Source organism: Undibacterium sp. Ji49W (genome assembly GCF_049340205.1).
In the GTDB taxonomy this organism is placed as follows: domain Bacteria; phylum Pseudomonadota; class Gammaproteobacteria; order Burkholderiales; family Burkholderiaceae_D; genus Undibacterium.
Map to the genome: position 1 here is coordinate 97,277 of NZ_JBMPOW010000005.1, position 25,652 is coordinate 122,928.

The window sequence follows — 25,652 nt, forward strand, 5'->3', positions numbered from 1 at the left end:
CCTGAAGTGTTTTGAAATAATTCCGCCTGTACCGACGGTAAGCTTAAAGTATTGTGGAAGATTTATTTTCAAAAAAGCACTATTTCAAATTTTTACAAATCGCTGCTTTGAGTCTGGCAGCCTTCAACTAACTGTCATGCTATGTACCTGCCCGGTTTGCCGGTCTATATCGATCAGTTTTCCGCATTGATCAAAGATCAGTATGTGGTTTAACTGCACGTGGATGTGTGCCTGCACTGCTTTGCTCAAACTGATATTGGCAAGTATCTGGTTCAGGGTGGCATGGATGATCATGATGCGTGTTTCATCCGCAGAAAACAGTTTCACGAACAGATAGCCATCCTTCAATTCCACTTCGGGCTCGCTGTCCAGTTTGCCCAGGGTGAACTGATGTTGACTGCTGGTGCCAAATTTCCGGACGACCAGTGATGTGATGTCCTTGGCAAACATCAGATACAGGCGTAGCGGTTCTTCTGAAATGGCAACGGGAAATACTTTCCAGACATCAGAATCCGGTACTGCCCAGGCATCACGTTGATTCAACTGTCGCTTGGGTAACAGGTAACGCCATTGTTCCAGTTCCCGCTCAGTGGCGATCAGCATGGTCTGTGCATTGACAGTTTCGACAAAGGCAATGATCTTGCCAGGAAGATCAGCCACCTGCCAGTGGGTCGTCAGATGGGTGCTACTGGTATCCACCGCCAATAATTTATTGTGCATGACGATATTCCAGTTGATACCGTCGTAGCGGTCAGACCAGAAACTGAGTGGCAGGCTCAGCCAGTCAATGACTTGATGACCCACCAGGTCCAGGGTGCTGATACGTTTTACCGTATCACGTCTGGCCAGCGCCAGTGCACGCAAGCCATTGTCTGCGATGACCAGATGATGGGCAGGCACCGGAAAATGCATCAACTGACGCCCACGCCGGTTGATCTGTATGACACCGCTTTCGCCCAGTGCCAGCAAATAGTCGCCGCCAGGCAAATGGACTGCATCGTGGATGGTGGCCAGACCCTTATCCTGTAACTTCAGTTCGAGGGGGCTGGTTCTTGCCACGAAAGAACTGGTCCGCATTTCCTGCCCCGAAAACTTCAGTTCGGGCAAATCAGCTTTCAAAACATCGGAACTCGCCAACTGATGCAGTTGCCGGATTTCTACGGCAGTCAGGCTGCTTTGATCGGCCTGCTTTTCTGCGATTATATGTGGCAACAGGGCTGTTGCCACGCGTCTGCTGGCCTGGGAATGATTCTTTTGCTGTATCAGTTCCATGGCAAGACGGCTTCTTTGTATGATGCCGTCGTCGTCCTGTTGATACAGCAGGTCTTGTATCATGAAGGCACTGTCTGCCAGTCCTTCCGGATACAGACATAGTTTTCTGACCAGTGCGCGCAAGCTGATAAAACCACCTGCCTGTTCGGCCTGCAATAGCCATGACATTGCCTGCATGCGGTGTTCGGCCAGGGGCCAGATGGCTTCTGCTGCTTCGCACAAGTCACCACGAGCAGCCAGGTATTGTGCCCAGTGCAGGCGCAGATCGTTAGCCGTACCGGCATGCTTTTTTTCCAGCAGTTTGATGGCTTCCGCAAAGGCATTGTACATGCCGGCTATCTGTATCGCCCGCTTGCTGTCGCCGGCCAGCGTCCACAGACGTATCATGATTTCCGGGGCCAGATTCAGGGTTTCAGCAAGTTCGGCTGCCTGCCTGATGCGTCCTTTTTTCTCCAGATAATCAACCGCCTCGCCGCCTGCTCTCAGCAATTCAGCCAGTACAAATACGGCTTCGTCTATTTTGCCTTCACGATCAAGTCTTTCGAAAGTCTGCCTGTATGTTTTTCTCAGGTGCAGTTCCAGTGGATCTGCAATGTTGATCCGGCCGTTTTGGCCCGAGTTGCCGAAGATGGCAAAACTATCCCGGCGACGGGGGACAGAAAAAGCCTGCTTCGAAGGTTTGCCGCCTAGCGTATCCAGTTTGCTTAATGGAATGGCGTGTCTTAAGGCCTCCATCAGGTCACCTTGGTCAAACATGTCGAGCATCTTGCGCAGATAATTCGCCTGTCGCTGGCTGAGTATTTTCGATACACCCGTCATCACTGCTGCTTTGCTCAACATGTCATTGAGCTTTTGTTCGAAGGCGGATGGTGCAGATGAACGGCCTGGCACTTGTACCTCGCCATCACCGCTGACCTGGCGACGCTGTAGCATTCTGGCGACCCAGCCCATGGCTTTTTCGGCAGAATCTCTTGCCATGGCACGTGCGCCGGCGAGCAGCGCCTGCTTCACATCCAGCTTTTTCGAATTACCGGGCTTGGTGAAGTTCTTTTCTTCATCCAGAAACCCCTGCACATGTGCCGTCGCTTCAGGGCTATCTTTGCCCAGTATGTCGCGCAAGGTCTTGCCGGGTTTCACCTCCATCTCGGCACCGGTTTGTCGCTCCTGGGGAAATTCCATAGGGACCAGAAGCGGCAATTTGCTCAGGTCCAGCCACAATGCGGGGTCGATTTTTTTTGCTGTGGTCAGGTTCTGGGTATGAATCTGCGCCCCGCGTACCAGACAAAAACCGCCGGGCTTTACTTGCCGGCGTTCTTCCGTACTCAGTGGGGCGCTGCTCAAAATGCCGTTGACATCGCAGATGGCAAGGCCATTCAATGTGGCGCAGTGCGTGCGCAAGGCTTGCGGAAATTCCAGAAAATAGCCATCGAATATCTGATACAAACGTGACCCGGCACGCCATGCATGCAGCACGCGGCGTTTGCCTTCGGCGTCGGACATCATACCTAAATCAAACCACAGGCCGCGGATGTGTTGCGTGCCTTCAAATACCGGTCTTTGTACTTTGGCTTGCATCTTATTTTCAGTATTACTGAGCATGATGCACCTTTTCTGCGCTGACACGCAGCAGCGGGCGTTGTTCATACAGGCTGCAGACATGTAGCTCCAGTGTCGCTTCCACTACCCATGCCAGTTTGCCGCACAAGGCATCCATGCTGATGTGGAGGATGGGCTGGGGTGATTTGTGCAATACATGCAGACCGCGCAGGCTTTTGAAAAAGATGGTTTTTCTATCCTTGTGCAAAACCACCAGACCATACTCAGCCTGCTCGGTTTCGTGATAGCGGACGACCCCCACCACCTGGGCAGCATCCACTACCTCAATCTTGTGGTTGCTGCCTTCACGGCTGATCAGCCATTCTGTATAACTCAGTTGCAGGGCCAGCAAGCCCGCTTTCTTGTTGTTCCAGGATGATTGATCACCAAACAGCAGGCGCGTGCCAGAATAGGCCAGTTTTTCCATCAATACCGGTGTTTCCTCGTGCGCATACCAACGGTGTATCAGAATACCGGTCTCAGTACTGGTTCCAAAAATAAATTTTTTGTCCAGGTATTCTGTACCAAGGACTTTTTCCGCCAGCACAGAAAATTCTGGCGTGGTTGAATCACCACTAACTGGATTCCACGACTTGGTATTGCCGAATGTCCAGCACACCAGACGTTGTTCGGTGTCCACCGCCAGTACCCGACTACGGTTGGTACCCGCAACTTTGCCTGGCAAGAAATAACTAGTCAGCATCCTGTCAGCATCAGTTGGTGGCTTGAAAGATGTCGGATCGGGCAAGCTGATCGATACCCGCTCCTGGTAAAAATATTGTTTCGGGAATCCCACAAAAAACAAATCCTCTTCGTTGAGGATAAAGTAGGCCGGATTCTTGCCGAACAAATCAAAACTGATGATCTGACCCAGGGTCGGTATATTGACCGTACGTGGTTTGCCCGGTGCTGCTCGCGGAGAATTGGGGACGTGATAAATTTTCAGTCGCTTATCTTGCTGAGCTATGGCTACCCAGCCACCGCCGGGTGACAGACGCGGGCTGTGTTTGTCTGAAGGACGGGCATCAGCGTCTGCGATATGTCCCAGCAAGTCGAAACGTCTGAATGGTTCACGCAGCAGACGCACGCTATGGCCAGCTTCTGGAAGTTCAAGTTCAATGTCTTTCCGGTTGCTGGCAGCCGACATTTGCAGGCGCAGACTATTTTTCAGCAAATCCACGTTGATACTGACCAGCGCCGTGGCTTTCTTGACAGAGCCGGGTGCAGGTGACGATATTTGCCAGCAATCGCAATTGACCGTGATGTCGTCTATGGCCTTGTTCCATGCCTGTAGATGCGATTCAGTGGGGCTGACCAGGGTCTTGGCTGCCAATAATTTTTGTATGCCTTCTTTGCCGTTGCTGTCATGCAGGACACCAGGTTGTTGCAATATGCCCCATTTGAATTCTGCACCAGCCTCATGCGCTCGCCTTGTCAGTATGATGAACAGGGCCATATGGGCCAGGCGGCATTCACCCAGTTGCAGCGGGCCAGCATCGAACAGGGCAAGGCATAATTGCGAACGCAGGCGTATATCAGGTTCCGGACCAAGAAAAAGTAACTCATTGCTAGCCGCACGGCGCAAGAACTCGTCCGGTTCGGCATCAGCAAACAACCATTCTGTCATCAACAGACGATCGTAGCTGCCACGCCGCACAATATTGCCGACACCTGTCAGGGCATCCCGGTTGGGGGTGGCCGCGGCCTTCAATTTGCCTACCAGCGGGTGCAGGCGCAATAGCAGTTGTCCCATGCTTAAGCCCAGCTCCGGTGGAAACAGGCTCAGCCATTGTCGCCATTCTTCCAGTGCAGGAGGCAGACTGAGTGGTGCAGGATTCATCCCAGCTCCCTTGTCAGCCAATGCAGCAGACCCTGGTGTATTTGTGCCGGTCTGGCCAGCGGGACGATACAGGCAGGATCATGCCATAGCAAAATGGCCTGTGCGCCTGTGCGTTGCGCCAGATGGGTTTGCAACAGGTCGCCCGGCAAGGTGGGCCGGCATAGCGTCGGTAGCCAAAGATTGCGTGCAGTTTCATGCGGCGCGCAATAGCGTACACCATCGACCCAGGGCAGATCAGCGGCGTTTCCCAGTACAACCATCAGGCTGCGGGTGGCGACGATGGACAGCATGTGTAATTCATCGTCATGCAGTTTTTGCATGCGCTTTAACAAGGCGCCTGCATATTTGCCGTGCGCGACCACACCGCCAGGTGGCGGTGCATCACCATCTGTAGAAACCCATTTCAAATCATCCATCAATTTGCTTCCAGCAAGCCCATTAATTGCTGACGACGTGCTTGCAGTGTTTCAGGCATGCTGCTTTGATCAAAATTGGCATCAATTTCACGCAGTAGCGCTTCGACCGGTTTAACTTTATTTGCGGTATCGGTTTCCGCCAGCAGTTGATCCGCAGTTTCCAACAGCCGGCCCAGCCTTGCCATGGGTTGCTGGCTGGCGACTTCGACCACCGCATGCAATAGCGGATGCTGGGCATGTGCCAGTGTGTCACGCAAGATTTCCCTTGCGTTGCGTTGTCCCATCGCGGTCGGGATGACATAAATCAGTGGCCACAGGTCTGCCTTGCTGGCGATCTGCCTGCCCGCCAGTACCGTTGCTGCCGCAATTAACTGCTGTGCCTTGACAATGCGGCGATCAGACAAACTGATATTCGCCTGCCGTAACTGGCGTATTGCCTGCGCCAGGTCGCTACGTATCGCATTCATGTCGACCAGCGGCACGGCCCGGTTCAGTACATCCAGTGAGGCCAGATCGGCATAGGCATTTACCTGGCGACGATTCATTTGCCAGCCACCTTCCAGCAAGTCTTCCAGTCTGGCATCCGGTACTGAGTCGATAAATACATGCAGCAGAAAGCGGTCTGCAAAGGCTGCCAGGCCTTCATCGTCTGGCAAATCATTGGCGGCGCCTACGCAGATGCGCAAAGGGCAGCGTATGCGCGTGTGGCCACGGCGGAATTGGCGTTCGTTCAGCAAGCCCAGCAAACTGTTCAGAATGGCGGTGGAGCCAAGAAACACTTCATCCAGAAACGCTATTTCTGCTTCTGGCAGCATGCCCGCAATATCTGTTTCTACCGTGCCTTCGCGCAGCTTGTTCAGATTGACGGGGCCAAACAGTTCAGCCGGCTCGGTAAAGCGCCCCAGCAGGTATTCAAAATATTGCCCACCCAGGCTTTGCGCCACCCGCCTGACAACCGCACTCTTGGCCGTACCCGGTGGGCCGATGACCAGTACGTGTTCTTGCGCGACAGCGGCCAATATCATGAGTTCTGCCAGGTGATCACGGTCGATCAAGCCTGTGGTGGCTTCGCGCATGGCGTTCCTGAGTCGTTGCGCAGCTTCACTGATGGCTACTTTGAGACGTGCATTTGCTTCATTGACGGTGGTGTTCATTATTCTTGTGCGTGAGCCGGTACGAGTGATGGGTGGAATGGCATGAAACTTTTGTCTGAACTGCAAACGGGATGATTCAGTTTTCCGGCCAGTGTTGCTCAATCAGACATAGTAAAATGAAAAGCCCATAACTTCAACTGGCACAGTGCATGCGCTGCCAGCTTGATTCATGCCCAGACTGACGGCATCTGCATTTTATCCGTATCGTTTGCTTGAACTTGCCAGTACCTCCATGAAAAAACAGACTTCTTTAGATCCAGATAACATCGCAGCATTGCAAAAACAATTTTTTCATTCCCTGACGCTGGGAACGGGCAGAACGATGTTGCTCATGAAGGCGTATCCCGCTGTTGATTTTTCAAAAGAGCTTATTGCGGCGGCGACTAAAAATCTGGCATTTGACCCTCAATGCGAAGGCAGCAGGGCAGATTATTTATTTCGCCTGATTAAACGATCCAGGCAAAAAGACCTGATTATCAATGTCTTGCTTCGAAAGCTGAAAACCAGGAAGCGTGGAGACTATGACCTTAATCAGCTTTGTGACCTTGCCGTCTTGTTTTACAAAGATGGAATTGTTCGTGCGAAAGAGGTGCTTATACAGCGATTTGAAAAATCTTTCCATGCCGATTTTGACGCTTGTGGGGAAGCTCAAATATTGCAACTCGATGGTTTACATGGTTTGTTCAGGTTAGCTGAGGATATCGGAAAACGTCCTCTCGACGAGCGAGAAAATTGGGAAAACCGTTGGTTGGTTGAAAATTTTCAAGAAGAAAATAAATCTCTCAATGTATTGTTGGAGTTAAGCAAAGCTGCAAAAAATAATTCTTTTATTCAAAATTACTTTGAGCTGATCAGAGGAGCAGAACCGTTTACGTCTTCTGCTCGGATAAAGATGCCACCATATACTGTGAATGAGGTGGAGGAGATTATTCATAACCAGAGACCGCGTGCTTTTTTTAATCGCGCCCGGATTCAAAAGATGACAGTTGCAGAAATTGAACAGGTTGCCAGGAATTTTCTGGAAACAAGGGACGATGCAAAGAAATTCAAGTATCTGCAGTTTTTCTACGCTACCAAGTTCCCATTTTCTTATGCGCCTCTGTTAAAAATAGCGCGCGGAAAGATCGATTTTCAGACGCGCGCTGTACAGCATGCGGTACTGGCATTGAGTCATCTTAACGGCGCCAATATCCGCGCACTGGCGCTGAAGAAATTCACTACAGTAAGGATACCCTGGGTTTATCTGCGACTGCTGGTCAGTAATTATCAGCATGGTGACGCTGATATGTTGCTTGAAATCATGAGCCGCTCAAAAAATGCTGATGAATTGCACCTCTTCGTGTCAGGGCTAATTGCTATTTATGAAGCCAATCCAGGGGCTGACTGTAAGGCCCCGCTGGAGCTGATGTACCATAATATGAACTGTGGATTGCATAGACGCGAGCTGGTTGAATTATTGTTTGAAAATGGCGTGCTGTCTGATGAAATATTGCCTGAGCTTGCTTATGACTCTGAAGATAGAATCAGAAAATTCTACAGATACGTTCAGCGCGAACGCGCCAGACTATAGGCGACAAATCATGCCTGACAACTTGAGATATTCATCAAAATGAAAAACCGATTAGCCCGCTGTTTCGTGCGCCTGACTTTGCCAATCTTGCTGGGCTGTTTCATGCCGGTGGCGAGTCATGCTGCTGACAATGTGGACGAGCCAGCTAAACCGGCACAGGTCGAATTCAAACCCAGCCCAGCAGTGTTGGCCCGTGTGGAACAAAGCCAGCGGCTGGTGGAGACCTGGTATCCGTTGATCAATAGTCTGCTGTTTGATGAAGGACATGCTTTACCTTTTGCGGACGTTGAAATTGTGTTGATGCCGGGATTTGGGCCGGAACTGGCAAATGTTGTTGCCTATGCCAGCGACAATAGCATTTACATTTCTGCTGAGCAGGTGGCGGTCATGCCTGACAATTTTCAGGCCATGATGGTGCATGAGATTACGCATATCAACCAGCAATACCCGCCTTCGAAGCAACAGGTGGGCTGGCTGGTGGAAGGTGTTGCTGATTATGTACGCCACAAGTATTTTGAAAAAGATATCAGCGCCACTTTGCAGATCAATGCGCAAGACCAGTTGTCAGGCTATCAGCCTGATGCGCCGTATTTTTTTATGCTGGAAAAGCAGGGCGTCAGTTTGAAGGAGCAGGGTTATCTGAAGGCTTACACCGTAGCCTCCAGTTTCCTGTACTGGCTGGAAGTCAGCAAGGACAAGGACATCGTCAAAAAGCTGAACGTGGCGCTCAGCAAGGGTGAATATACGCCGGAGCTGTTTGTTGTGTATGGCGGTGCCACGCTGGATGTCTTGTGGCGGGAATTTGTCGGGGCATCCAGGGCGGCAACGCTGGTGACAGCGGCGACCGCCAAGCCCTGAATACTGTCGAAGGCAGGCAAAGCTTCTACCTTACATCTGCTGGAACAGATGCATATGGTTACGGCTGACTTCCAGTTTTTCTGCATGGCCTTTCAGTGTGATGAGCTGGCGGCCACGAAAATCCCGCGTTACTTCGGCAATAGCAGAAACACGTACCAGGGTGGAACGGTGTATGCGCCAGAATTCTTTGGGGTCAAGTTCGTCTTCCAGTTCCTTCAATGATTTGCGTATCAGGAATTCTGCCTGTTCGGTTTGTACCAGGGTGTATTTTTCGTCGGAACGAAAAAACAGGATTTCTTTGGTGCTGACCATACGCAGGCTGCTGCCTACGCTGGCCTGTATCCAGCGCAGGTATTCGCGGCTTTGTGCCTGATGCTGCATCAACTGTGTCAGCAAATGTTCTACCTGTGTTGCCTGGTTGTGCACGATGGTGGGTGCTTGTTTATCTTGTCGGCGCTGTTCCAACTGTTGTTGTAGACGCTCACAGGTGCCAGCCAGGCGTTCGGCCTCTACGGGTTTCAATAAATAATCCATGGCACCGCGTTCGAAAGCCTGTATCGCATATTCATCATAGGCGGTGACGAAGACGATCAGCGCCTGTTTGGCGAGGATGCTGGCAGCTTCTATGCCGTTTTTACCTGGCATGCGTATGTCCAGGAAGATGATGTCGGGCCGGTCAATTTCAGCCTGTTCGATGGCGGCAATACCATTCGCCGCTTCGGCAATGATGGACAGTTGTGGCCATGCCTGTTGCAGACGTGAGCGCAATTGCTCGCGCATCGGGGTTTCATCATCAACGATCATTGCGGTTGCTACCGCGCTTGCTATTGCTGACATGCTTTGGCCTTATGTTGAAAACGCTTCGTTAGTGCTGTACTTTATTACGTCATCCGGCTTTTAAGTCCAGAGGTATCTGTATGGCTACCATGCTGCCGCCGTCTTGAGGTGCTTCAATGATGAGTTGTGCCTTGCCCGCATACAGCACTTTCAGGCGTTCACGGATATTGCTCAGACCCAGGCCATCGTCTGCATGCAGATTGAAACCCATGCCATTATCAATGACTTCGACCCGCAATTGCTCATCCATTTTTTTTGCGGTGACGCAGATATGTCCGCCTGTGGTCTTGGGTTCCAGTCCATGCTTGATGGAATTTTCCACCAGGGTTTGTATCATCATGGAAGGGAAGGGCAAGAACTCCAGTTCGGCAGGTAATTCTATCTGATACGTCAGGCGCTCTTGCATGCGTGCCTGCATGATGTTGAGGTAAGCGCGACACATTTCCATCTGCTGCCCCAGCTTGCCATTGCCCTTGTCGCGCATTTGCGGCAGGGCAGAGCGCAGGTATTTGATCAGGTGCTGGTGTACCTTGCTGGCTTCCGCCGGATTGGTTTCTATCAGTTGCCCTATCAGGGCCAGTGTATTGAACAGGAAATGCGGTTCTATCTGGGCTTGCAGCGCAGCCATTTCGGCTTCCAGCAATCTTCTTTCCAGTGCTTCTACATCGGCGCGTGTGGCGGCTGCGGTGGCAGCAATTTCGGCCCGTCGTTTGCCGCCAGCCAGGATCTTGACGATGATGGAAACGATAATCAGCAAGAACACCGGCCCGCCCAGGCCTATCATGCCAAATGCGATCAGGGCCAGTGGTGCGATGATTAGCAGGTAAGCCCATGACTTGACTGCCAGCCAGTCAAAGAATTTCCACCACAGTACCTTCACCGTTTCGGTGACATCCGTGATTAAATCCAGCACCTTATTGTCGTCGCGGTGGTTCATGATCATTTCTCGATATCTTGTTCACTACCAGCCTGTTTGCCTGGTCGGTCATTAAACCTGGGAAGAAGTCTGTTTGTCTTTATTGACAAACAGTTTCACCAGAATGGCACCAAAGACTGCGGTATTCGCCAGCGATGACAGATGGATCAGGCCGCCAGTGAAAATGGTCAGCAAGGATACCAGCAACAGCTTTTTCCAGGATGCCTGCATGATCCAGTCGAATGCATGTTGACCAACGTAGGCCAGTGTTTCACCCAGATCTTTGATAAAGTTGAGTGTAGAGTTGTTGTTTGCGTTGTTCATGGTGTTTTCCTCTGTGTTGGTGTGTTGGACGGTAATCAAGTCATTGCCTGGTGTGTGAGCGTTCATTTTCTTCTCCCTCTTGTTTGCTGCCATGTAGTGACTATAGCGACACCCATTTGCAGGTGACAGCAGCTTGCGACCAAGTGCGTAATGACGAGGTTTAATGGTAATGGGGGAAGATAAGTGGGGTGCGGGTATTCACCCTGCTATGGAAAGCAGGCGTAAGGATGCTGGCTTTTTTAGTTAGAATGACGGTTTCTGCTTAAAAGAATAATAAGATGATTATCAAGGAACTCATTAAATTTGCCATGGTCGGCCTGTGTGGCACGGCAACCCAGTACATTACGCTATGGCTGGGGGTTGAGTATTTGCATATTTCTCCTACAATTTGTTCGGCGACGGGCTATCTGTTGGGGTCGCTCTTAAATTATGCATTGAATTATTTCTTCACCTTTGAAAGTGATGGCGAGCATCTGTCATTGGCCCCCAAATATTTTGCCGTGCTGGGTGTGGGCTTTCTGTTTAATGTTGTGGCAATGTGGTTCCTGACTTCACATCTGCAAATCAATTACTGGATTTCACAGATATTCATTACCGGCATTGTTTTCCTGTGGAATTTTATGGGCAGCAAAATATGGGTTTTCAAGTGATTCCTGGTACGTGTTAGCCCGTTTATCTCTAAATTGCTTCGTTGATAAGTAACATGTTGACCGGAGGTACACATGCATAAAAGTCGATTGGCAGGTCTGGTGATAGATTGCCAGGTGGATGACATCAATCCTGCTGCCACGTTCTGGGCCGGTGCACTGGGATATACGGCGATAGCGTCTAATGAAGAATGGGCATCCAAGTATGTCCACCTGGATGTGCCAGAGGCAGAGGCAAGATTGCTGGTGCAAAAGGTTAGCCACCCCAGCCGAGTGCATCTGGATATAGAAACAGATAATATCCAGGCCGAAGTGCAGCGCCTGGAAAAGCTGGGCGCCAAAATCGTCCAGGTCATGGAGCGCTGGACGGTGATGGAAGCACCTACCGGGCACCGCTTTTGTGTCGTCAATCCCCAGCGTTCAGATTTTCATGAAGCCGGGGATGTTAATGTCTGGAAGTGAGCCGGCAGTTTAGAAGGGAAATCCTGCATTTTCATACGCCTGCCACGCCACGCCTTCTGGCGGTGCGCGATAACCAGGTACGGTGGCTACCGATAATTTCCAGCCGTTCTGGCCGGTAAAGAAATCCAGCGGCGTGGTACGCAAGGCAAAAATTGCTTCCATCAGTTTTTGATTCGGAAAAGGGCCATCGGTTTGCTGTTCGACACCGGCACCGATTTCCGTGCAGGCCCACCACCAATAGATTTTATTCTGTTTGTCATCGCTGACCGTTTTGAACATCAGGGAATAGCGTGGCACATTGCGCATATACGGGTTGAGCGGCGGCTGGTAAGTCTGCACGCCCTGGCACAGTATAATTTTCCATTTGACTGGCATCAGGGACTGATAAAAATTCAGTGCAATTGATGGCCCCAGGTTTTTGATTTCTGTGTAATTGGTATCTGGCGACCAGTACCAGACCCCACTGGTTATTGCTTCACCGCAGCCGCTGAGCTTGCCCCAGTCGGTCAGTATGGCTCTTTGATAGGTACCGCGTGCCTTTTCACTTTCAAGGTTGATGTTGTTCAGGATGCCTGCCAGTTCCGAGCAGGCAATAATCAGAGGGACCGTACCATCCGCCAGCTTGTGTTTTTTTGCCATCTCGTCGTTGGCAAACTTGTAGCAGGCCATGGCAATGCCCACCGCTTCTGATCCTATGTAGGTTTTCGCTTTGTCGATCAGTGCACCTTCCAGCTTGTTCGCCAACTGATCCAGTATCACGTTGATGACACCGGATGGTTGCTTGGAGGGTTCTTCTGGCAGGCCCATCAGTTTGACGACCTGATTATAGGTATTGGTATAGATCAGGCCGACGGACTGGTTCAGCAAACCAACATTGATAGACAGAGTGTTGATGGACTGGACATAGGTCAGCTCCTTCCTGAGCTGGTCCCTGACCAATTCCCAGTCTGCGACAGTAAATTCTACGGGACGGACCAGGACCATCAATGTGCTAAACCAGTTCGGAAAGGGGGCATTGATATTGGTATATTGGGAACGTACTCCCTTTGTATCTACCACGCCCAGCTCTTTTGACATGGCTTCATAGATTTGTTCTTGTTCATGGGTCATGCTGGGCCAAGCCTGATCAGGCTGATCCATGATGCCCATTGCTGCCCGCACGAATCCCCCGAGCTCGAAAGAGAAAAAATAACAGGAGCGGACGGTAGCTGCCGCAAATCCCACGGCTCCTTTCGGTATGTTAAAGCTTTTGACAATGGCGTCTTCGCGCATCAGATGCAGTTCGCCACCTTTTTGCATGTCGGCCGTGGCCCACCAATATTCCTTACCCTCACACGCGCCTATCCAGGTCACACCCTGATGCTGCAAGGTATTGTGCTTCACCCATGTGCCATTTTGCAGGCGCAGTAACTGATCCTGACCATCCTGGCGGGTCAGTGCCAGAATGAAATCCGCAGCGCCGACCGAGACCTGTAGCAACCTGGTGCCCGCAGGTGCGGCCAGCTTTTGCCAGCCCTCTGCGCCCTTGTAGAGCCAGGCATGACCACTGTTTCCCAGTACACACATGCAGCCATCTGAACCTGCGCTGATGGCGCTGGGTACGTCATTGTCTGGTAAGGCGGCCAGGGTTTTGACAAAACCATCGTCTTTAGGAAAGTCTTGCCGATATTGCATCACCACGGCAGCATTGTTTTTGGACTGGATAAAAAAAGCCTGCTGAAAATTCACCGGTGCCAAATGCCTGGGAAAGCCAAAAGGCGTGGGTCGGTAGAGTTTGTTATCACAAACCTTGTTCAGCCTGCCCAGACTATGGCTGAATTGTCCGACCGAATTCATGGTCAGTGTCCAGATACTACCGTCAGCCGCTACAGCCAGCGCCTGATTTTCCATGGTTTCCGGATAAGCCAGGGCGGGGCTGATACCGGTACGAAATCCCAACGCCGGTCTGGCCGCATGCGTGCCCGAGGAATTGGAACGGAAAAGAGTAGGCATTGGCGCGGCGACAACAGCATTCATGGACATCCTTAGGGGGAGGGATCAAATTAGGGGGCGCGATGACACGGATATTGCAAAAAGAAGTTTCCAGGATTGTATGCCAGGAAGGCAAGATCTGGCTTGCCAGGAAGTGATTTATTTGTAACGAAGAGGGGTCGCCATGCCTGATGGCGATCCCATTTGCAAATGTGGTCTGGGGGAGCAGGCTTTGTGTTTTACAGTATCAATATCGCCCTGAAATCATTAACATTGGTGCGCGTAGGGCCGCTGACGACCAGGTCATCCAGAGCGCTGAAAAAGCCGTAGCCATCGTTGTTCTCCAACAGGCTGCGGGCGCGTAGCTGTTTTGCTGCTGCACGGGTGATGGAGTCAGGTGCGTACAGGGCACCGGCATTGTCTTCGGAACCATCGATGCCATCGGTATCGCAGGCTATCGCATGGATAGCCGGGTGGCTGTCCAGCGCGACTGCCAGGCTCAGCAAGAATTCTGCATTACGGCCACCACGGCCCTTGCCACGCACGGTGACGGTGGTTTCACCACCGGAAATCAGCACACAAGGTTTTTGAAATGGCTGGCCATGTTTGGCGACCTGCTTTGCGATGGCGGCATGCACCAGCGCCACATCGCGTGCTTCGCCCTCTATGCCATCCGACAAAATATACGGGGTGATGCCGGCTGCACGTGCCGTGGCAGCAGCAGCCTCGAGTGCTTCCTGCGCGGTGGCGATGATGTGATGGCTATGGCCGTTAAAGCGCGGGTCGTCGGGCTTGGGGGTTTCGCCTTTGCCGCTTTCCAGATGCTGCAAAATTTCTGCCGGGATGGCGATGTCGTATTTGCGCAAGATCGCCAGTGCTTCTGCACACGTTGTAGCATCAGGCAGGGTAGGGCCGCTGGCGATGATACCGGGTTCGTCACCGGGCACATCGGATATCAGCAAAGTCACTACCCGTGCCGGGGCGCAGGCCAGTGCCAGACGGCCACCCTTGATGGCCGACAAATGCTTGCGCACGCAATTCATTTCAGAAATCGCGGCCCCGCTTTTCAGTAAGGCTTTGTTGATGGCCTGTTTTTGTTCCAGGCTGATACCATCCGCAGGCAAGGCCAGCAGGGCAGAGCCACCGCCAGAGATCAGGCACAGCACCAGATCATCCTTGCTTAAGCCCTGCACCATGTTCAGTATGCGGGCGGCGGCCTGTTTGCCGGCTTCATCCGGTACCGGGTGGGCGGCTTCCACCACCTCTATCTTGCGACAGTCTGCACCGTGACCATAGCGGGTCACCACCAGGCCGGACAGTTCACCTTGCCAGTGATCTTCTACTACTCTGGCCATCGCTGCTGCACCTTTGCCTGCACCGATGACCAGTGTGCGCCCCTGCGCTGGCGGTGCGGGCAAAAACGCAGGCAGACATTTTTCTGCACTGACGGCAGCAACGGCGCTGCTGTACAGGTCAAGCAGGAACTGGCGAGGGGCGAGGGTGCTCATGGTATGGCTTTCATTACATTGCAGGTGTTTGATATCAAATGGCATAGCGAGCTTGTTGCAACCCCTATCGCCTGCTATTCAAACAAAAATTCAAACAAAATAAAGTATGCCTGACAGGATGCCGTCAAATTGCGAGTCATGGAGTGAAAATTTTTCGTGTATGGCTAGGACATATGACACGCATCAACGGGTAGACATTTTTGTATTCAAGGGTAGTCACCCGTTTTGTGGTTAAATCTTGCATTTGTAGGACTTACGCAAAATTGTCCCAGCAAGGCGTAGCGACGAAGACAGTACGAATAGTACGGCAAGGAGCTGCAACGCAGCTGGGGCGGTTTTGCGTAAGTCCTAATTTGATCAAACTGAGCGGTGCGTTATGACAGTAGAAAACAGACAGCACATATTCGCCAGCCTGCACGAAGCAAAGGTGGCGCTGGATAATTTGCTGGCCAATGAAGAAGCACTTGCCTCGATAGAACAGGCGGCCAGGCTACTGGTCACCGTGTTTGAAAACGAGGGACGTGTGTATAGCTGTGGCAATGGCGGTTCCATGTGTGATGCCATGCATTTCGCCGAAGAACTGACGGGACGTTATCGCAAGGACAGGCCAGCGCTGGCCGCCATGGCCATCAGCGATGCCGGGCATCTGAGCTGTGTCAGTAATGACATGGGTTATGAACAGGTATTTTCCCGTTTCATAGAAGCCCATGGTCGCGCCGGAGACTGTCTGCTTGCCCTGAGCACCAGCGGCACCAGCAAGAATGTGATTCGTGCTGCAGAAGTGGCGCAGGCGCGTGGCATGCACGTCATCATACTCAGTGGCCGACCCAGTGAAGTGCTGGAAAAGTTGAGTAACGCCTACATTTGCACACCTGGCGGACAATTTGCCGACCGCGTGCAGGAGCTGCATATCAAGGTCTTGCATATCCTGATCGAGATGGTTGAACGTCATTTTTTCTCGCACAATTATGCCTGAGCAGCTGGTAAAGCCGGCGGCAATCCGGATACGCCGCGCCGTTCAGCAAGACAACGCCCAGATACGCAAAATCGTTGCTGCATCGCTGGCCGATTTTGGTATCAGTGTTGAATTTTCCGGTCTGGATGTCGCCATAGGGGTTGCGGGTTTGCCAGACAGCAGGAATGCCATAGAACTCGTGGCCGAACTCGATGGTGAAGTGGTCGGCTGTCTGGCGCTGGAAGCCTTGTCTGACGGGCAAGCCAAGCTGTTCGGTTTTCATGTAAGCCAGGCTTGTCGTGGCCTGGGTGTTGGCCGGGCTTTGCTCACACAAGCGGTGACAGCAGCCAGACAGGCTGGCTTCCGGGTTTTGCATCTGGATACCTGGGATAGCATGGGCAGCGCCATTCGTTTGTATGAATCCATGGGCTGGTGTGCGGCAGAAAATCCGCCGCCAGAATCCGGGGCAAACCGTTCTTATCTGCTGCAACTGGCTTGATAATGAGCTTAAAGATTGGCTGAATAACAGGCGTGATTAAAAGCGCTGCTGCAGCAAGCCATCTGCCAGAAAATCAAATACGGTGCGGATGCGTTTGCTGGATTTCAATTCACGGTGGGTAGTCAACCATACCGGCAAGGCTGGCAGAGGCTGGTCCACCAGCACCTGTTCCAGTCCTTCATGGCGTTCTGCCAGCCAGCGCATGGCTATGCCTATGCCCAGTCCCTGCAAGATGGCTTGCCAGTTGACCAGGTGATTGTCACACCTGAAGTCAAAGAAATGGCGATCTATCTGTATGCCTGCATCGCGAAAACCAGCGATGTACTGGTCGGACTGATCCATGCCCAGCCAGCGAAACTGTTTCATCAGCGGCAAGGCAGCAAGCTGATTTTTGTCTGGCACACTGGGTAAACTGGCCAGGTAGTCGCGATGCCCATACATGCCTATCGGCCAGTCAGTCAGGTGGCGCGCGATCAGGGCGCTCTGCACTGGCCTGACCATGCGGATGGCGATATCGGCTTCGCGTTCCAGCAGGTTGCTGACCTGATTGCTGGCGACCACTTCAATCTGGATTTCCGGGTGCTGCCGGGCAAGCTCGCGCAACAAAGGTGGTAGCACAAACGCCGATACCATTTCACTGGCTGTAATCCTGACCGTCCCTTGCAGACTGTTGTCTTGCGAGGCGGCTGCCATGCTGAGGGCGCGGGCAGCGGTCATCATGTGGCGTGCGGGTTCTACCAGTCTGTCACCTGCTGCGGTCAGCTTCAGTCCACGTGCCACGCGTTCAAACAGGGGTGCCCCCAGCGCTTTTTCCAGTTCAGCGATCTGGCGCGACAAGGTTGGCTGGCTGAGTCCCAGCACTTCAGCCGCCCGCGTGAGTGAACCCTGTTCCACCACCGCAATAAAGCCACGGATCAGGTTCCAGTCGGTTTGGCCAGGGTCAAATTGCAGATCGGGCATGCTCATTCCAGACATCAGGGAATTGAAAGTGGTATTCAAATATGCATAAAACCTATGCATCCATGTCGATTGTAAATACTTCTTTGCTGTTTGAAAATACATACCACACCAGTTCATCAATATTTACCAGGGAAACGAATATGAATCTGAATACGCCATCCACATTGCCAGAGCGACCATCCGTATTGGTTCTGGGCGCCCGTGGCCGTTTTGGCCAGGCGGCGGTACAGGCTTTTGCCACTGCTGGCTGGAAGGTGATTGCGCAGGCACGTTCACCCATGACAGATATCCCGGCAAAGGATGTTGAATACCTTCAATGTGACGCTTTGGATACGGCACGCATCCTGGCGGCGGTGCCCAGGGTGGATGTGGTGATCCACGCCATCAATCCCGACTACACGCGCTGGGAGACGCTATTGCCACCCGTGACGGATGCTGTTATCCGTATTGCTACGGCGAGTGGGGCCTTGCTGATGGTGCCAGGTAATGTGTACAACTTTGGCAAAGAATTGCCAGCGGTGCTCAGTGAAGATACGCTCTTTAACGCCAATACACCCAAGGCGGCACAAAGAATCGCCATGGAACAGAGCCTGGCCGACGCCAGCCGCAAGGGTTTGCGCTGTGTCGTTGTGCGCGCCGGAGATTTTATCGGTGGCAGTGGTACCTGGCTGGATATGGCAATCACCAAGTCGCTGGATAAAGGTGTGGTCACCCATATGGGGCCGGACGATCTGCCGCATGCCTGGGCTTATCTGCCGGACCTGGCAAACGTATTTGTACGTCTGGCCGGGCAGCGTGACGCACTGCCTGCGTTCGATATCATGCATTACCCCGGCATTACCGCCACCGGCAGAGATGTGCACGCGGTGCTGGAACAACTGAGTGGCCGCAAGCTCAGGGCCAAAGCCATGCCTTGGTGGCTGATGAATTGCGTCGCCCTGTTTTCACCCATGTTGAAGGCAGTCATTAAAATGCGCTACCTGTGGCAGCGGCCACATCAGTTAAGTGGCGACAAGCTGGAAAAATTGCTGGTCAAGCTGACCGGCAGCAGCTTGCAGGATGCCTTGCGTCCGTATGTGAAGAATGCTCAGACACGCTAGGAGAACAGAGTTCAAGACCACCTTCTGCAAGAAACCGGACATCGGCGTATATTCAGGGCTTCTTTGGCTTCAGCTTATTCCGATGTCAGAACTATCTACCGTCATCCTGCTCGGCAGCGCGCGTAATCCGGGCAACACTTATCATCTGGCGCAGGCGCTGGCTGATAAACTGCAGGCCAGCCTGCTGGATCTCAATCGCTATCAGATCAAGCCCTTTGATTACGCCTTTCAGAATCAGGACGATGATTTCCCGGGCCTGATCCGTGAAGTCCTGAGCTATGAGCGTATCATCCTGGCCAGCCCTGTCTACTGGTATGCCCCCAGTGGCAGCATGAAAATATTCATGGACAGGTTGTCTGATCTGCTGAAAATCAACAAGCCGCTGGGTCGTCAACTGCGCAGCAAGCGGGCTGCGGTTCTTGCCACTGGTTCAGATGCCGTCCCGGCAGATTGTTTCGAGCAGGTATTTACACACAGTTTTGCGTATCTGGGCATGCAGTATGACGGCATGCTGTATGCCAGTTGTGATGAAGATTTTATTCATGAACAGCATGCAAAGGCCATCGACAGTTTTTGCCGGGGGCGGCATGCTGAATGAAGCGCAGATACAGGCTTACCTGGCCAGAATTGCCTACACCGGGCCGCGTGCAGCGACGCTGGATGTGCTGACCGCTTTGCATGCAAGCCACTTGCAGCACATCCCGTTTGAAAACCTGGATATCAGTCTGGGTCGCAAGCTGGATTTATCCACACCGGCATTGCTGGACAAGTTGTTGCAACAGCAGCGAGGTGGTTTTTGTTATGAACTGAACCAGGCATTCAGCTTGTTGCTACAGTCTTTCGGTTTCCAGACCAGCCTCATTTCTGCCCGGGTATTCAATGGCAAAGACTATGGACCGGATTTTGATCACATGCTGATACAGGTCCTGCTGGATGGGCAAAGCTGGATCGCTGATGTCGGGTTTGGTGACAGTTTCCGTGCACCGCTGAACATGAATGGCCAGGCTATCACTGAGTTAGGCATGCATTATCAGGTACAGCCTGAACCTGGTACGGCCTGCTTCAGGCTGAGACAGGGTAAGGACGGCAAGGATGGCAAGGATGGCAAGGACATGCAGCCGCAATTTCGCTTTTCCTTGCAGGCTTTCGGGATCGGCGATTTTGAGGCGATGTGCCTGTACCAGCAGACTTCGCCACTATCGCATTTCACGCAAAAAACCATTTGCTCAATTGCCACCCCGGAAGGGCGCATCAGCATCTCCAACAACAAATGCATTACTACCGAGCGTGGTGAGCGGCACGTACGTACCATCCATGATGCAGATGAATACCGCAGGCTGTTACAAGAGCATTTTGGTATTCATCTTGCAGTTGATGCCAACATACAAAAACTGATGGCGCGCCATCCGGCGTGAAACGGTTGATGGCTTCAGTCGATGATGCGCATCCTGAATTGCCTGCCCTTGATATTCGTGCGGCTCAAGCGGTCTACGGTCTTGACGGCAACATGGCGGTCCAGTGCGACATAGGTGACAAATTCAGATACATTGATTTTGCCTACTTGTTCTTTTTTCAGGCCCAAATCTGCCGTCAGCGCACCCAGCAGGTCACCGGGACGTAGCTTGTCTTTTTTTCCGCCCATGATGCAGACGGTCATCATCGGTGCTTCGAGGTGTTGTGCATCTTGATTCTGTAACTCGTGGATATCGGCCCAGGTGACGGCTTCACCCTGATATTCTTCTATCAGCTTTACCCATTTCTTTTCACCCGGCGTTGCCAGGCTCAGTGCCAGGCCTTTTTCACCGGCGCGACCAGTGCGGCCTATGCGGTGGATATGCACTTCGGTATCTTTGGATACATCGACGTTGATGACGGCACCGAGGGTTTGTATGTCCAGGCCACGGGCGGCAACGTCGGTGGCTACCAGTACCGAGCAACTCTGGTTGGCAAACCGGATCAGCACTTCATCACGGTCGCGCTGTTCCAGGTCACCATGCAGGGCCAGGGCGCTGATGCCCTGGGCATGCAATTCTTCTGTCAGTTCACGGCAATGGATTTTGGTATTGCAAAAAGCGATGGTGGATGCCGGTTGATAGTGATGCAGCAGTTGCGCAACGGCGGCATTGCGTTCTTCCGGCGTGACCAGATAAAACAGTTGTTCGATATGGTTGGCCGCATGTTGCGATTCGACCTTGATTTCTACCGGTTCACGTAATAACTGTTCGCTGGCCTTGCGGATGTTATCCGGGTAGGTCGCAGAAAACAGCAGGGTTTGCCGGCGCGGCGAAGTTGCTTCGACAATGTTATAGATATCATCATAAAAGCCCATGTCTACCATGCGGTCGGCTTCATCCAGCACCAGGGTTTGGACGGTTTTCAGGTTGATGGTGCCACGGCTGATATGGTCTATCAGCCGCCCCGGTGTACCGACCACAATATGCGCACCGTGTTCCAGTGAAGCGATTTGCGGGCGCATGGCGGTACCACCGCAGAGGGTGATGATCTTGACGTTTTCTATGGCTCTGGCCAGACGGCGTAATTCGTTTGCCACCTGGTCTGCCAGCTCGCGGGTCGGACAGATCACCAGGCCCTGTACCGCAAAATAAGTGGGATTCAGTTTTGCCAGTATACCAAGGCCAAAGGCTGCTGTCTTGCCGCTGCCGGTTTTGGCCTGGGCAATCAGGTCCTGCTGTTGCAGGATGACTGGCAGGCTGGCCGCCTGTATGGCGGTCATTTCCTTGTAACCCAGGCTTTCCAGATTGCTGAGCATGGGGGCGGACAGGGACAAGGAACTAAAGGCGGTAGGTGCAGACATGGGAATAATTTCAAAATAGAGGTGGCGGTTGTGCCGACGTGCCATTGCGTGACCAAGGGCGGGCTGATGGCAGTTCCACAGGATATGCCGCCATTGTAGGTTAAGCAGGCAAAGTGGTGGGAAAGCTTTGTGCCCCAAGTGCTTGTGGCAATAACAACAAAGCCCGCAATGCGGGCTTTGTTATCACCTTATAGATAAGCTGAGCGCCTTCGATTGCGTATCAGGCCTGCCAGAGCAGATATTCTATGCCGTTCTGTATGGCACCGATGACCAGTGCCTGGTTTTCGGTACTCTCGCAAAAACTGGCGAGCGCACCGGCTGCCGTGATCTTGTTGGTATTGAGCTGATCCAGCCAGTAATTGAAGCCGGACTGGTCGGGGGCGCGATGCAAGACATTCTGGTAAAAATTTGTCACCAGAGTGGAATTGGTCGGTGTGCTGCCATATAGCTTCTTGAATTCGGCCGATTGCATGAAGCCCGCTGCCACCGTGGTCAGACTGGAACCTTTGTCCATGTCGGCAATCCAGTAACCCAGGCCCAGCATGTCCGGCTTGCGGTCAAAGGCGGCCTGGTACAGGCGATACGCCTGACCGGCAGTGCCGGTGATATCCAGCGCAATATTTTCATCGCTGAACTGCAGACGTTCCACATTGATCAGATTATCTGCACCGTCGGTGCCGCTTTTTGCCTTGATGAAGGCGGTATTGCTCACCGCAGTTACCGTGTAGTTGGTGTGCAGGCCGTTGTAGATGGCTGTGTCCAGACCCAGGCCACCATCAATCGTGTCGTTGCCAGCATTGCCGGTAAAGCTATTGTTGATGGAATTGCCTATCAGGGTGTCGTCGCCTGCACCGCCTATGGCATTCTCTATAAAGGCTCCGTAGGCAATACCCAGATTGCTTACACCGGTATAGGTGGGTACGGTTCCTCCGACATATCCGGAAGGGATAGGGGAAGAAACCATGCGTATGTCGGAATAATTGCCTGGTGTCAGGTCAATCTTGCAAGCCAGAGTGAAATTGGCAACCGAAATCGTGTCATTGCCACCTGCATCCCATATCGTTTTCAGGAAAGGTTTGTCGGTTGCAAAGGTATAGACATCATTGCCCGTTTTGAAAGACGTGTTGGCACCGTACATATTTTGCATGGCGGCGATGTCAGCCACCATTGGCGTTTCTGGCACGATGTTGTCGTAAGTGAAAATCGGTTTGCCGTTCGTGCCATAAGTAACGGTAAGGAACAGGTCATTCGCCTGCTTGGTGTAAGACATGATGGTGTATTGCCGCGTGTCGAATGCGGTCGGCATGATGACACCGTCTTCAAACGGATGCTTGAGACCCAGCGCATGACCCAGTTCGTGCAGGATGGCCTGGTAATTGTAGGAACCGACCGTCCAGTCGGTGTCCTTGGTGGAACCGGTGGAAATCCAGATATCTCCGCCTTCCGGATAATAATTGCTTGGGTTATACGCCCAACCCCAAGCCGTTCTTCCAGTACTGGTTTTATCGGTGGCAGATGTGATGCCAATCCGGATATCTCCGGCAGAATTGCTGTTATCCGCGACCTGGGTGAACTGTATATTGGCAACGTCTGACCAGGCCTGCATGGCGGTTTTTGCAGACTGTTGCTGTTCTGTGTTTAATGCAGCATGGGAACTGGCACCGGGCTCATCGGTCGTCGAATAAGTACTGGACCCGTTGTGGCCAAAAAAATAGGAATCGCCGGTCGACCAGGGAAAACTGTAAGCGAGTGATATGCCTGTGTGTAGCCCGGTACCCCATTTGGCACCTGCAATTAGCGCATCAATCAAGATCACACCAGTCAATGGAACGTTGGTGGTGGGGACGGTGTTGTAAGGGGTAGGCATAACAATTGAAAATTAAAATTAGTTGATCCGCAGGACCAGCAAAGGCCGCTGTATTGTTGCTTATTGTAACGGGGAAACATGAGGTTATTACGAGGTTTATAGCAATTTATTTAAGTTTTTTGCTCTAAAAAAAGTACTTCCGTGGTTTTCGTCGCATGAAGCTGGTAATAATGTCATTGTCGTTTTAAGCTCAGCATTTCTTTCTTCAACCTGGAGTCAGCTCATGATGATATTTGCCATAGTGGTGCTTTTTCTCATCGCGTTTCTGCTGTATGTCGCGACGTTGCCAGATGCTTTCCGGGTTGAACGTTCACTGGAAATCAATGCGACCAGCGAGCAGATTTTTCCTCTGATTGATGATTTCCATGCGTGGGAAGCCTGGTCGCCATGGGAAAAAGCCGACCCTCTGGTCCAGCGCACTTATAGTGGCAGTGACAGCGGCCCCGGGGCGGTATATGCCTGGCAGGGTAACAAGCAACTGGGGGCAGGGCGTATGGAAATTCTGGAAACCCGGCCACATGATTACCTGCGTCTGCAAATCAATTTCTACAAACCTTTTGCGGCTCAGAACACCATAGAATTCAAGCTGGAAAACAAGGCGGGCAAGACCGTGGTCAGCCATGCCATGTTTGGCCCCAGCAATTTCATGTCCAAACTCATGGGCCTGTTTTTCAACATGGACAAGATGGTCGGCGGCAAATTCGATGAGGGCTTGCAGAGTCTGAAAGAAATAGTCGAGACACCTGTTCCGGGAAAATAGACATGGCCAGGCAGCGTAAATTTTATGCCTGGCTCTGTGATCACAGCGTGGCCTGCTTTGTCTTGCTGACACTCAGTTTTCTGGTATTTGGCAAATTGTCTTTCGACCTGATACACCTGTTTAGTGCCAATGCCGATTACCTGCTGGACAGTGGCTGGACAGGCCTGGTCGATGGTGGCCTGCAGCAGTTGCTGGAATTGCTGGCCACTTCTTGCGGTGCCATGCTTGCTTACCTGATATTCAAACTGTGCGAAAGCGCCATGGTTGAGCGGCTACGTCATCATTAAAATGAGTTCTAGCCAAAATGAGCAAGACTGATCATGCCTGCACGATGCAGCCTGCGTAAGCTGTGATCTGTCAGGGGGAAGCATAGTGAATATCAGGGATGTGGCTTATCAAACCAGAATGCTGAAGGTTTTGCATTACATCGACCAGCATCTGGACGAGGACCTGTCGCTAGAGTCATTGAGCGAAGTCGCTGCATTTTCGAAATTTCATTTCCACCGGCAGTTTTCCGATTACTTTGGCATCGCGGCAATCAGGTATGTGCAGTTGTTGCGATTCAAGAAGGCAGCGCATGCGCTGGCGTTTCGTGAGCACCGTCAGGTCATCGATATTGCTCTCGAAAGCGGATATGAAAGCAGCGAGGCATTTTCTCGCGCGTTCAAGAAAAGCCTGGGGCAAAGTCCGGCGCATTTCAGAAAACAGCCACAGTGGACCACCTGGCAGAACAGCTACTTATCCCTACATCACATGAGAGAACAGCATATGTCAGTCAACCACCAGCTTGAAGATGTGAAAATCATCGCATTTCCCGCAACCAGAATCGCTGTCTTGGAACATCGCGGTGACCCCGCAATGCTGAGCAGCAGCATTCAGAAATTTATCGCCTGGCGCAAACAAAATAAATTGCCGCCCGCCATCAGCGCGACCTTCAACCTGATTTATGATGATCTTGAGAATTGTATTCCCAGTCAATACCGTTTTGACCTGGGGGCAGCGGTGCAGGCGCCGGTAGCAGACAATGCGGCGGGCATCGTCAATAAAATCATACCAGAGGGATCGTGTGCCGTATTGCGGCATACCGGTTCGGATGCCTTGCTGGGTGCCAGCGTACGGTTTTTATACAGTCAGTGGTTACCGCAAAGTGGTGCCAGTCTGCGTGATTTTCCACTGTTTTTGCAGCGTCTGAGTTTTTTCCCGGATGTTCCGGAACATCAGATGAGCACCGATATATTTTTGCCTTTGAATCCGGTCAGCACGCCTTGACAGACTGAGCAGACCAAGCTTGCGCCAGTCATTGCTGACTGGCGCAAGCTGACAGG

Annotated in this window: 24 protein-coding genes; 12 read left to right on the forward strand and 12 right to left on the reverse strand. The window is 52.2% G+C overall.

From position 1 onward, the window contains the following. Positions 1-123: 123 nt before the first annotated feature. Genes ACO0LK_RS07690 through ACO0LK_RS07705 form a run of 4 tightly spaced genes read right to left on the reverse strand, consistent with a single transcriptional unit; the run spans position 124 to position 6,278 of the window. On the reverse strand, positions 124-2,871 hold the full coding sequence (locus ACO0LK_RS07690) for a bpX6 domain-containing protein (RefSeq protein ID WP_422973767.1): 2,748 nt from the start codon (positions 2,869-2,871) through the stop codon (positions 124-126). Further along, entirely contained in the window at positions 2,861-4,708 is a 1,848-nt protein-coding gene (locus ACO0LK_RS07695; protein WP_422973769.1) for a hypothetical protein, read from the reverse strand. Before ACO0LK_RS07695 ends, ACO0LK_RS07690 begins: the two co-directional genes overlap by 11 nt. After that, positions 4,705-5,124, reverse strand: a complete 420-nt coding sequence (locus ACO0LK_RS07700; protein WP_422973771.1) for a hypothetical protein — start codon at positions 5,122-5,124, stop codon at positions 4,705-4,707. The genes ACO0LK_RS07695 and ACO0LK_RS07700 overlap by 4 nt, the downstream gene beginning before the upstream one ends. Continuing rightward, entirely contained in the window at positions 5,124-6,278 is a 1,155-nt protein-coding gene (locus tag ACO0LK_RS07705; protein ID WP_422973773.1) for an AAA family ATPase, read from the reverse strand. The genes ACO0LK_RS07700 and ACO0LK_RS07705 overlap by 1 nt, the downstream gene beginning before the upstream one ends. 232 nt (positions 6,279-6,510) lie before the next feature. On the opposite strand from ACO0LK_RS07705, the gene ACO0LK_RS07710 reads away from it, so the two are divergent. Both ACO0LK_RS07710 and ACO0LK_RS07715 read left to right on the forward strand, forming a co-directional pair. Next, complete coding sequence (locus tag ACO0LK_RS07710; protein WP_422973775.1) at positions 6,511-7,848, forward strand: hypothetical protein; 1,338 nt, start codon at positions 6,511-6,513, stop codon at positions 7,846-7,848. 39 nt (positions 7,849-7,887) lie between these two features. Beyond that, entirely contained in the window at positions 7,888-8,706 is an 819-nt protein-coding gene (locus ACO0LK_RS07715; protein ID WP_422973777.1) for a basic secretory protein-like protein, read from the forward strand. Between the two features lie 30 nt (positions 8,707-8,736). Here the strand turns inward: ACO0LK_RS07715 and ACO0LK_RS07720 are convergent, their stop codons facing one another. The 3 genes from ACO0LK_RS07720 to ACO0LK_RS07730 are packed head-to-tail and all read right to left on the reverse strand — an operon-like array spanning position 8,737 to position 10,849. Beyond that, the gene (locus tag ACO0LK_RS07720) at positions 8,737-9,543 is read right to left on the reverse strand and encodes a LytR/AlgR family response regulator transcription factor (protein ID WP_422973779.1); all 807 of its coding nucleotides are present in this window, start codon (positions 9,541-9,543) and stop codon (positions 8,737-8,739) included. Positions 9,544-9,592: 49 nt separating this feature from the next. Beyond that, entirely contained in the window at positions 9,593-10,480 is an 888-nt protein-coding gene (locus ACO0LK_RS07725) for a sensor histidine kinase (RefSeq protein WP_422973781.1), read from the reverse strand. 51 nt (positions 10,481-10,531) lie between these two features. Next, positions 10,532-10,849 carry a hypothetical protein gene (locus ACO0LK_RS07730; protein ID WP_422973783.1) on the reverse strand — a complete coding sequence of 106 codons (318 nt, stop codon included), beginning with the start codon at positions 10,847-10,849 and terminating at the stop codon, positions 10,532-10,534. Positions 10,850-11,061: 212 nt separating this feature from the next. Between ACO0LK_RS07730 and ACO0LK_RS07735 the strand changes: the two genes are divergently transcribed. Next, positions 11,062-11,433, forward strand: coding sequence for a GtrA family protein (locus ACO0LK_RS07735; RefSeq protein ID WP_422973785.1), 372 nt, complete (start codon positions 11,062-11,064; stop codon positions 11,431-11,433). A 72-nt stretch (positions 11,434-11,505) separates the two neighbouring features. Then, positions 11,506-11,892 (forward strand): VOC family protein, encoded by a 387-nt coding sequence (locus ACO0LK_RS07740; protein ID WP_422973787.1) that lies wholly within the window; start codon positions 11,506-11,508, stop codon positions 11,890-11,892. A 9-nt stretch (positions 11,893-11,901) separates the two neighbouring features. Here the strand turns inward: ACO0LK_RS07740 and ACO0LK_RS07745 are convergent, their stop codons facing one another. Continuing rightward, a complete protein-coding gene (locus ACO0LK_RS07745; protein WP_422973789.1) occupies positions 11,902-13,908 on the reverse strand; it encodes a hypothetical protein in 2,007 nt (668 codons plus the stop codon). 194 nt (positions 13,909-14,102) lie between these two features. Further along, the gene (locus ACO0LK_RS07750; protein WP_422973792.1) at positions 14,103-15,371 is read right to left on the reverse strand and encodes a glycerate kinase type-2 family protein; all 1,269 of its coding nucleotides are present in this window, start codon (positions 15,369-15,371) and stop codon (positions 14,103-14,105) included. A 376-nt stretch (positions 15,372-15,747) separates the two neighbouring features. Between ACO0LK_RS07750 and ACO0LK_RS07755 the strand changes: the two genes are divergently transcribed. Next, entirely contained in the window at positions 15,748-16,347 is a 600-nt protein-coding gene (locus ACO0LK_RS07755) for an SIS domain-containing protein (protein WP_422973794.1), read from the forward strand. After that, positions 16,340-16,825: a GNAT family N-acetyltransferase gene (locus tag ACO0LK_RS07760; RefSeq protein ID WP_422973796.1), complete on the forward strand. Its 486-nt coding sequence runs from the start codon at positions 16,340-16,342 to the stop codon at positions 16,823-16,825. The genes ACO0LK_RS07755 and ACO0LK_RS07760 overlap by 8 nt, the downstream gene beginning before the upstream one ends. Before the next feature lie 36 nt (positions 16,826-16,861). On the opposite strand, the gene ACO0LK_RS07765 is transcribed toward ACO0LK_RS07760, so the two are convergent. Then, entirely contained in the window at positions 16,862-17,785 is a 924-nt protein-coding gene (locus tag ACO0LK_RS07765) for a LysR family transcriptional regulator (protein ID WP_422973798.1), read from the reverse strand. A 140-nt stretch (positions 17,786-17,925) separates the two neighbouring features. On the opposite strand from ACO0LK_RS07765, the gene ACO0LK_RS07770 reads away from it, so the two are divergent. From ACO0LK_RS07770 to ACO0LK_RS07780, 3 genes are all read left to right on the forward strand, one after another. Continuing rightward, positions 17,926-18,885 carry an NAD-dependent epimerase/dehydratase family protein gene (locus ACO0LK_RS07770; protein WP_422973800.1) on the forward strand — a complete coding sequence of 320 codons (960 nt, stop codon included), beginning with the start codon at positions 17,926-17,928 and terminating at the stop codon, positions 18,883-18,885. A gap of 82 nt (positions 18,886-18,967) precedes the next feature. Beyond that, positions 18,968-19,483 carry a flavodoxin family protein gene (locus ACO0LK_RS07775; protein ID WP_422973802.1) on the forward strand — a complete coding sequence of 172 codons (516 nt, stop codon included), beginning with the start codon at positions 18,968-18,970 and terminating at the stop codon, positions 19,481-19,483. Further along, positions 19,428-20,300: an arylamine N-acetyltransferase family protein gene (locus ACO0LK_RS07780; RefSeq protein WP_422973804.1), complete on the forward strand. Its 873-nt coding sequence runs from the start codon at positions 19,428-19,430 to the stop codon at positions 20,298-20,300. The genes ACO0LK_RS07775 and ACO0LK_RS07780 overlap by 56 nt, the downstream gene beginning before the upstream one ends. 14 nt (positions 20,301-20,314) lie before the next feature. Here ACO0LK_RS07780 and dbpA read toward each other — a convergent pair whose 3' ends face one another. Both dbpA and ACO0LK_RS07790 read right to left on the reverse strand, forming a co-directional pair. Further along, positions 20,315-21,700: an ATP-dependent RNA helicase DbpA gene (gene dbpA, locus ACO0LK_RS07785; protein ID WP_186945843.1), complete on the reverse strand. Its 1,386-nt coding sequence runs from the start codon at positions 21,698-21,700 to the stop codon at positions 20,315-20,317. Positions 21,701-21,920: 220 nt separating this feature from the next. Next, positions 21,921-23,567, reverse strand: a complete 1,647-nt coding sequence (locus ACO0LK_RS07790; RefSeq protein WP_422973806.1) for a DUF4214 domain-containing protein — start codon at positions 23,565-23,567, stop codon at positions 21,921-21,923. Between the two features lie 223 nt (positions 23,568-23,790). Here ACO0LK_RS07790 and ACO0LK_RS07795 point away from each other — a divergent pair, with 223 nt between their 5' ends. The 3 genes from ACO0LK_RS07795 to ACO0LK_RS07805 all read left to right on the forward strand — a co-directional run bounded on the left by ACO0LK_RS07795 (position 23,791) and on the right by ACO0LK_RS07805 (position 25,596). Then, positions 23,791-24,327 carry an SRPBCC family protein gene (locus ACO0LK_RS07795; protein WP_422973808.1) on the forward strand — a complete coding sequence of 179 codons (537 nt, stop codon included), beginning with the start codon at positions 23,791-23,793 and terminating at the stop codon, positions 24,325-24,327. 2 nt (positions 24,328-24,329) lie between these two features. Next, a complete protein-coding gene (locus ACO0LK_RS07800) occupies positions 24,330-24,614 on the forward strand; it encodes a hypothetical protein (RefSeq protein ID WP_422973810.1) in 285 nt (94 codons plus the stop codon). Positions 24,615-24,699: 85 nt separating this feature from the next. After that, positions 24,700-25,596: an AraC family transcriptional regulator gene (locus ACO0LK_RS07805; RefSeq protein ID WP_422973812.1), complete on the forward strand. Its 897-nt coding sequence runs from the start codon at positions 24,700-24,702 to the stop codon at positions 25,594-25,596. Positions 25,597-25,652 lie beyond the last annotated feature (56 nt).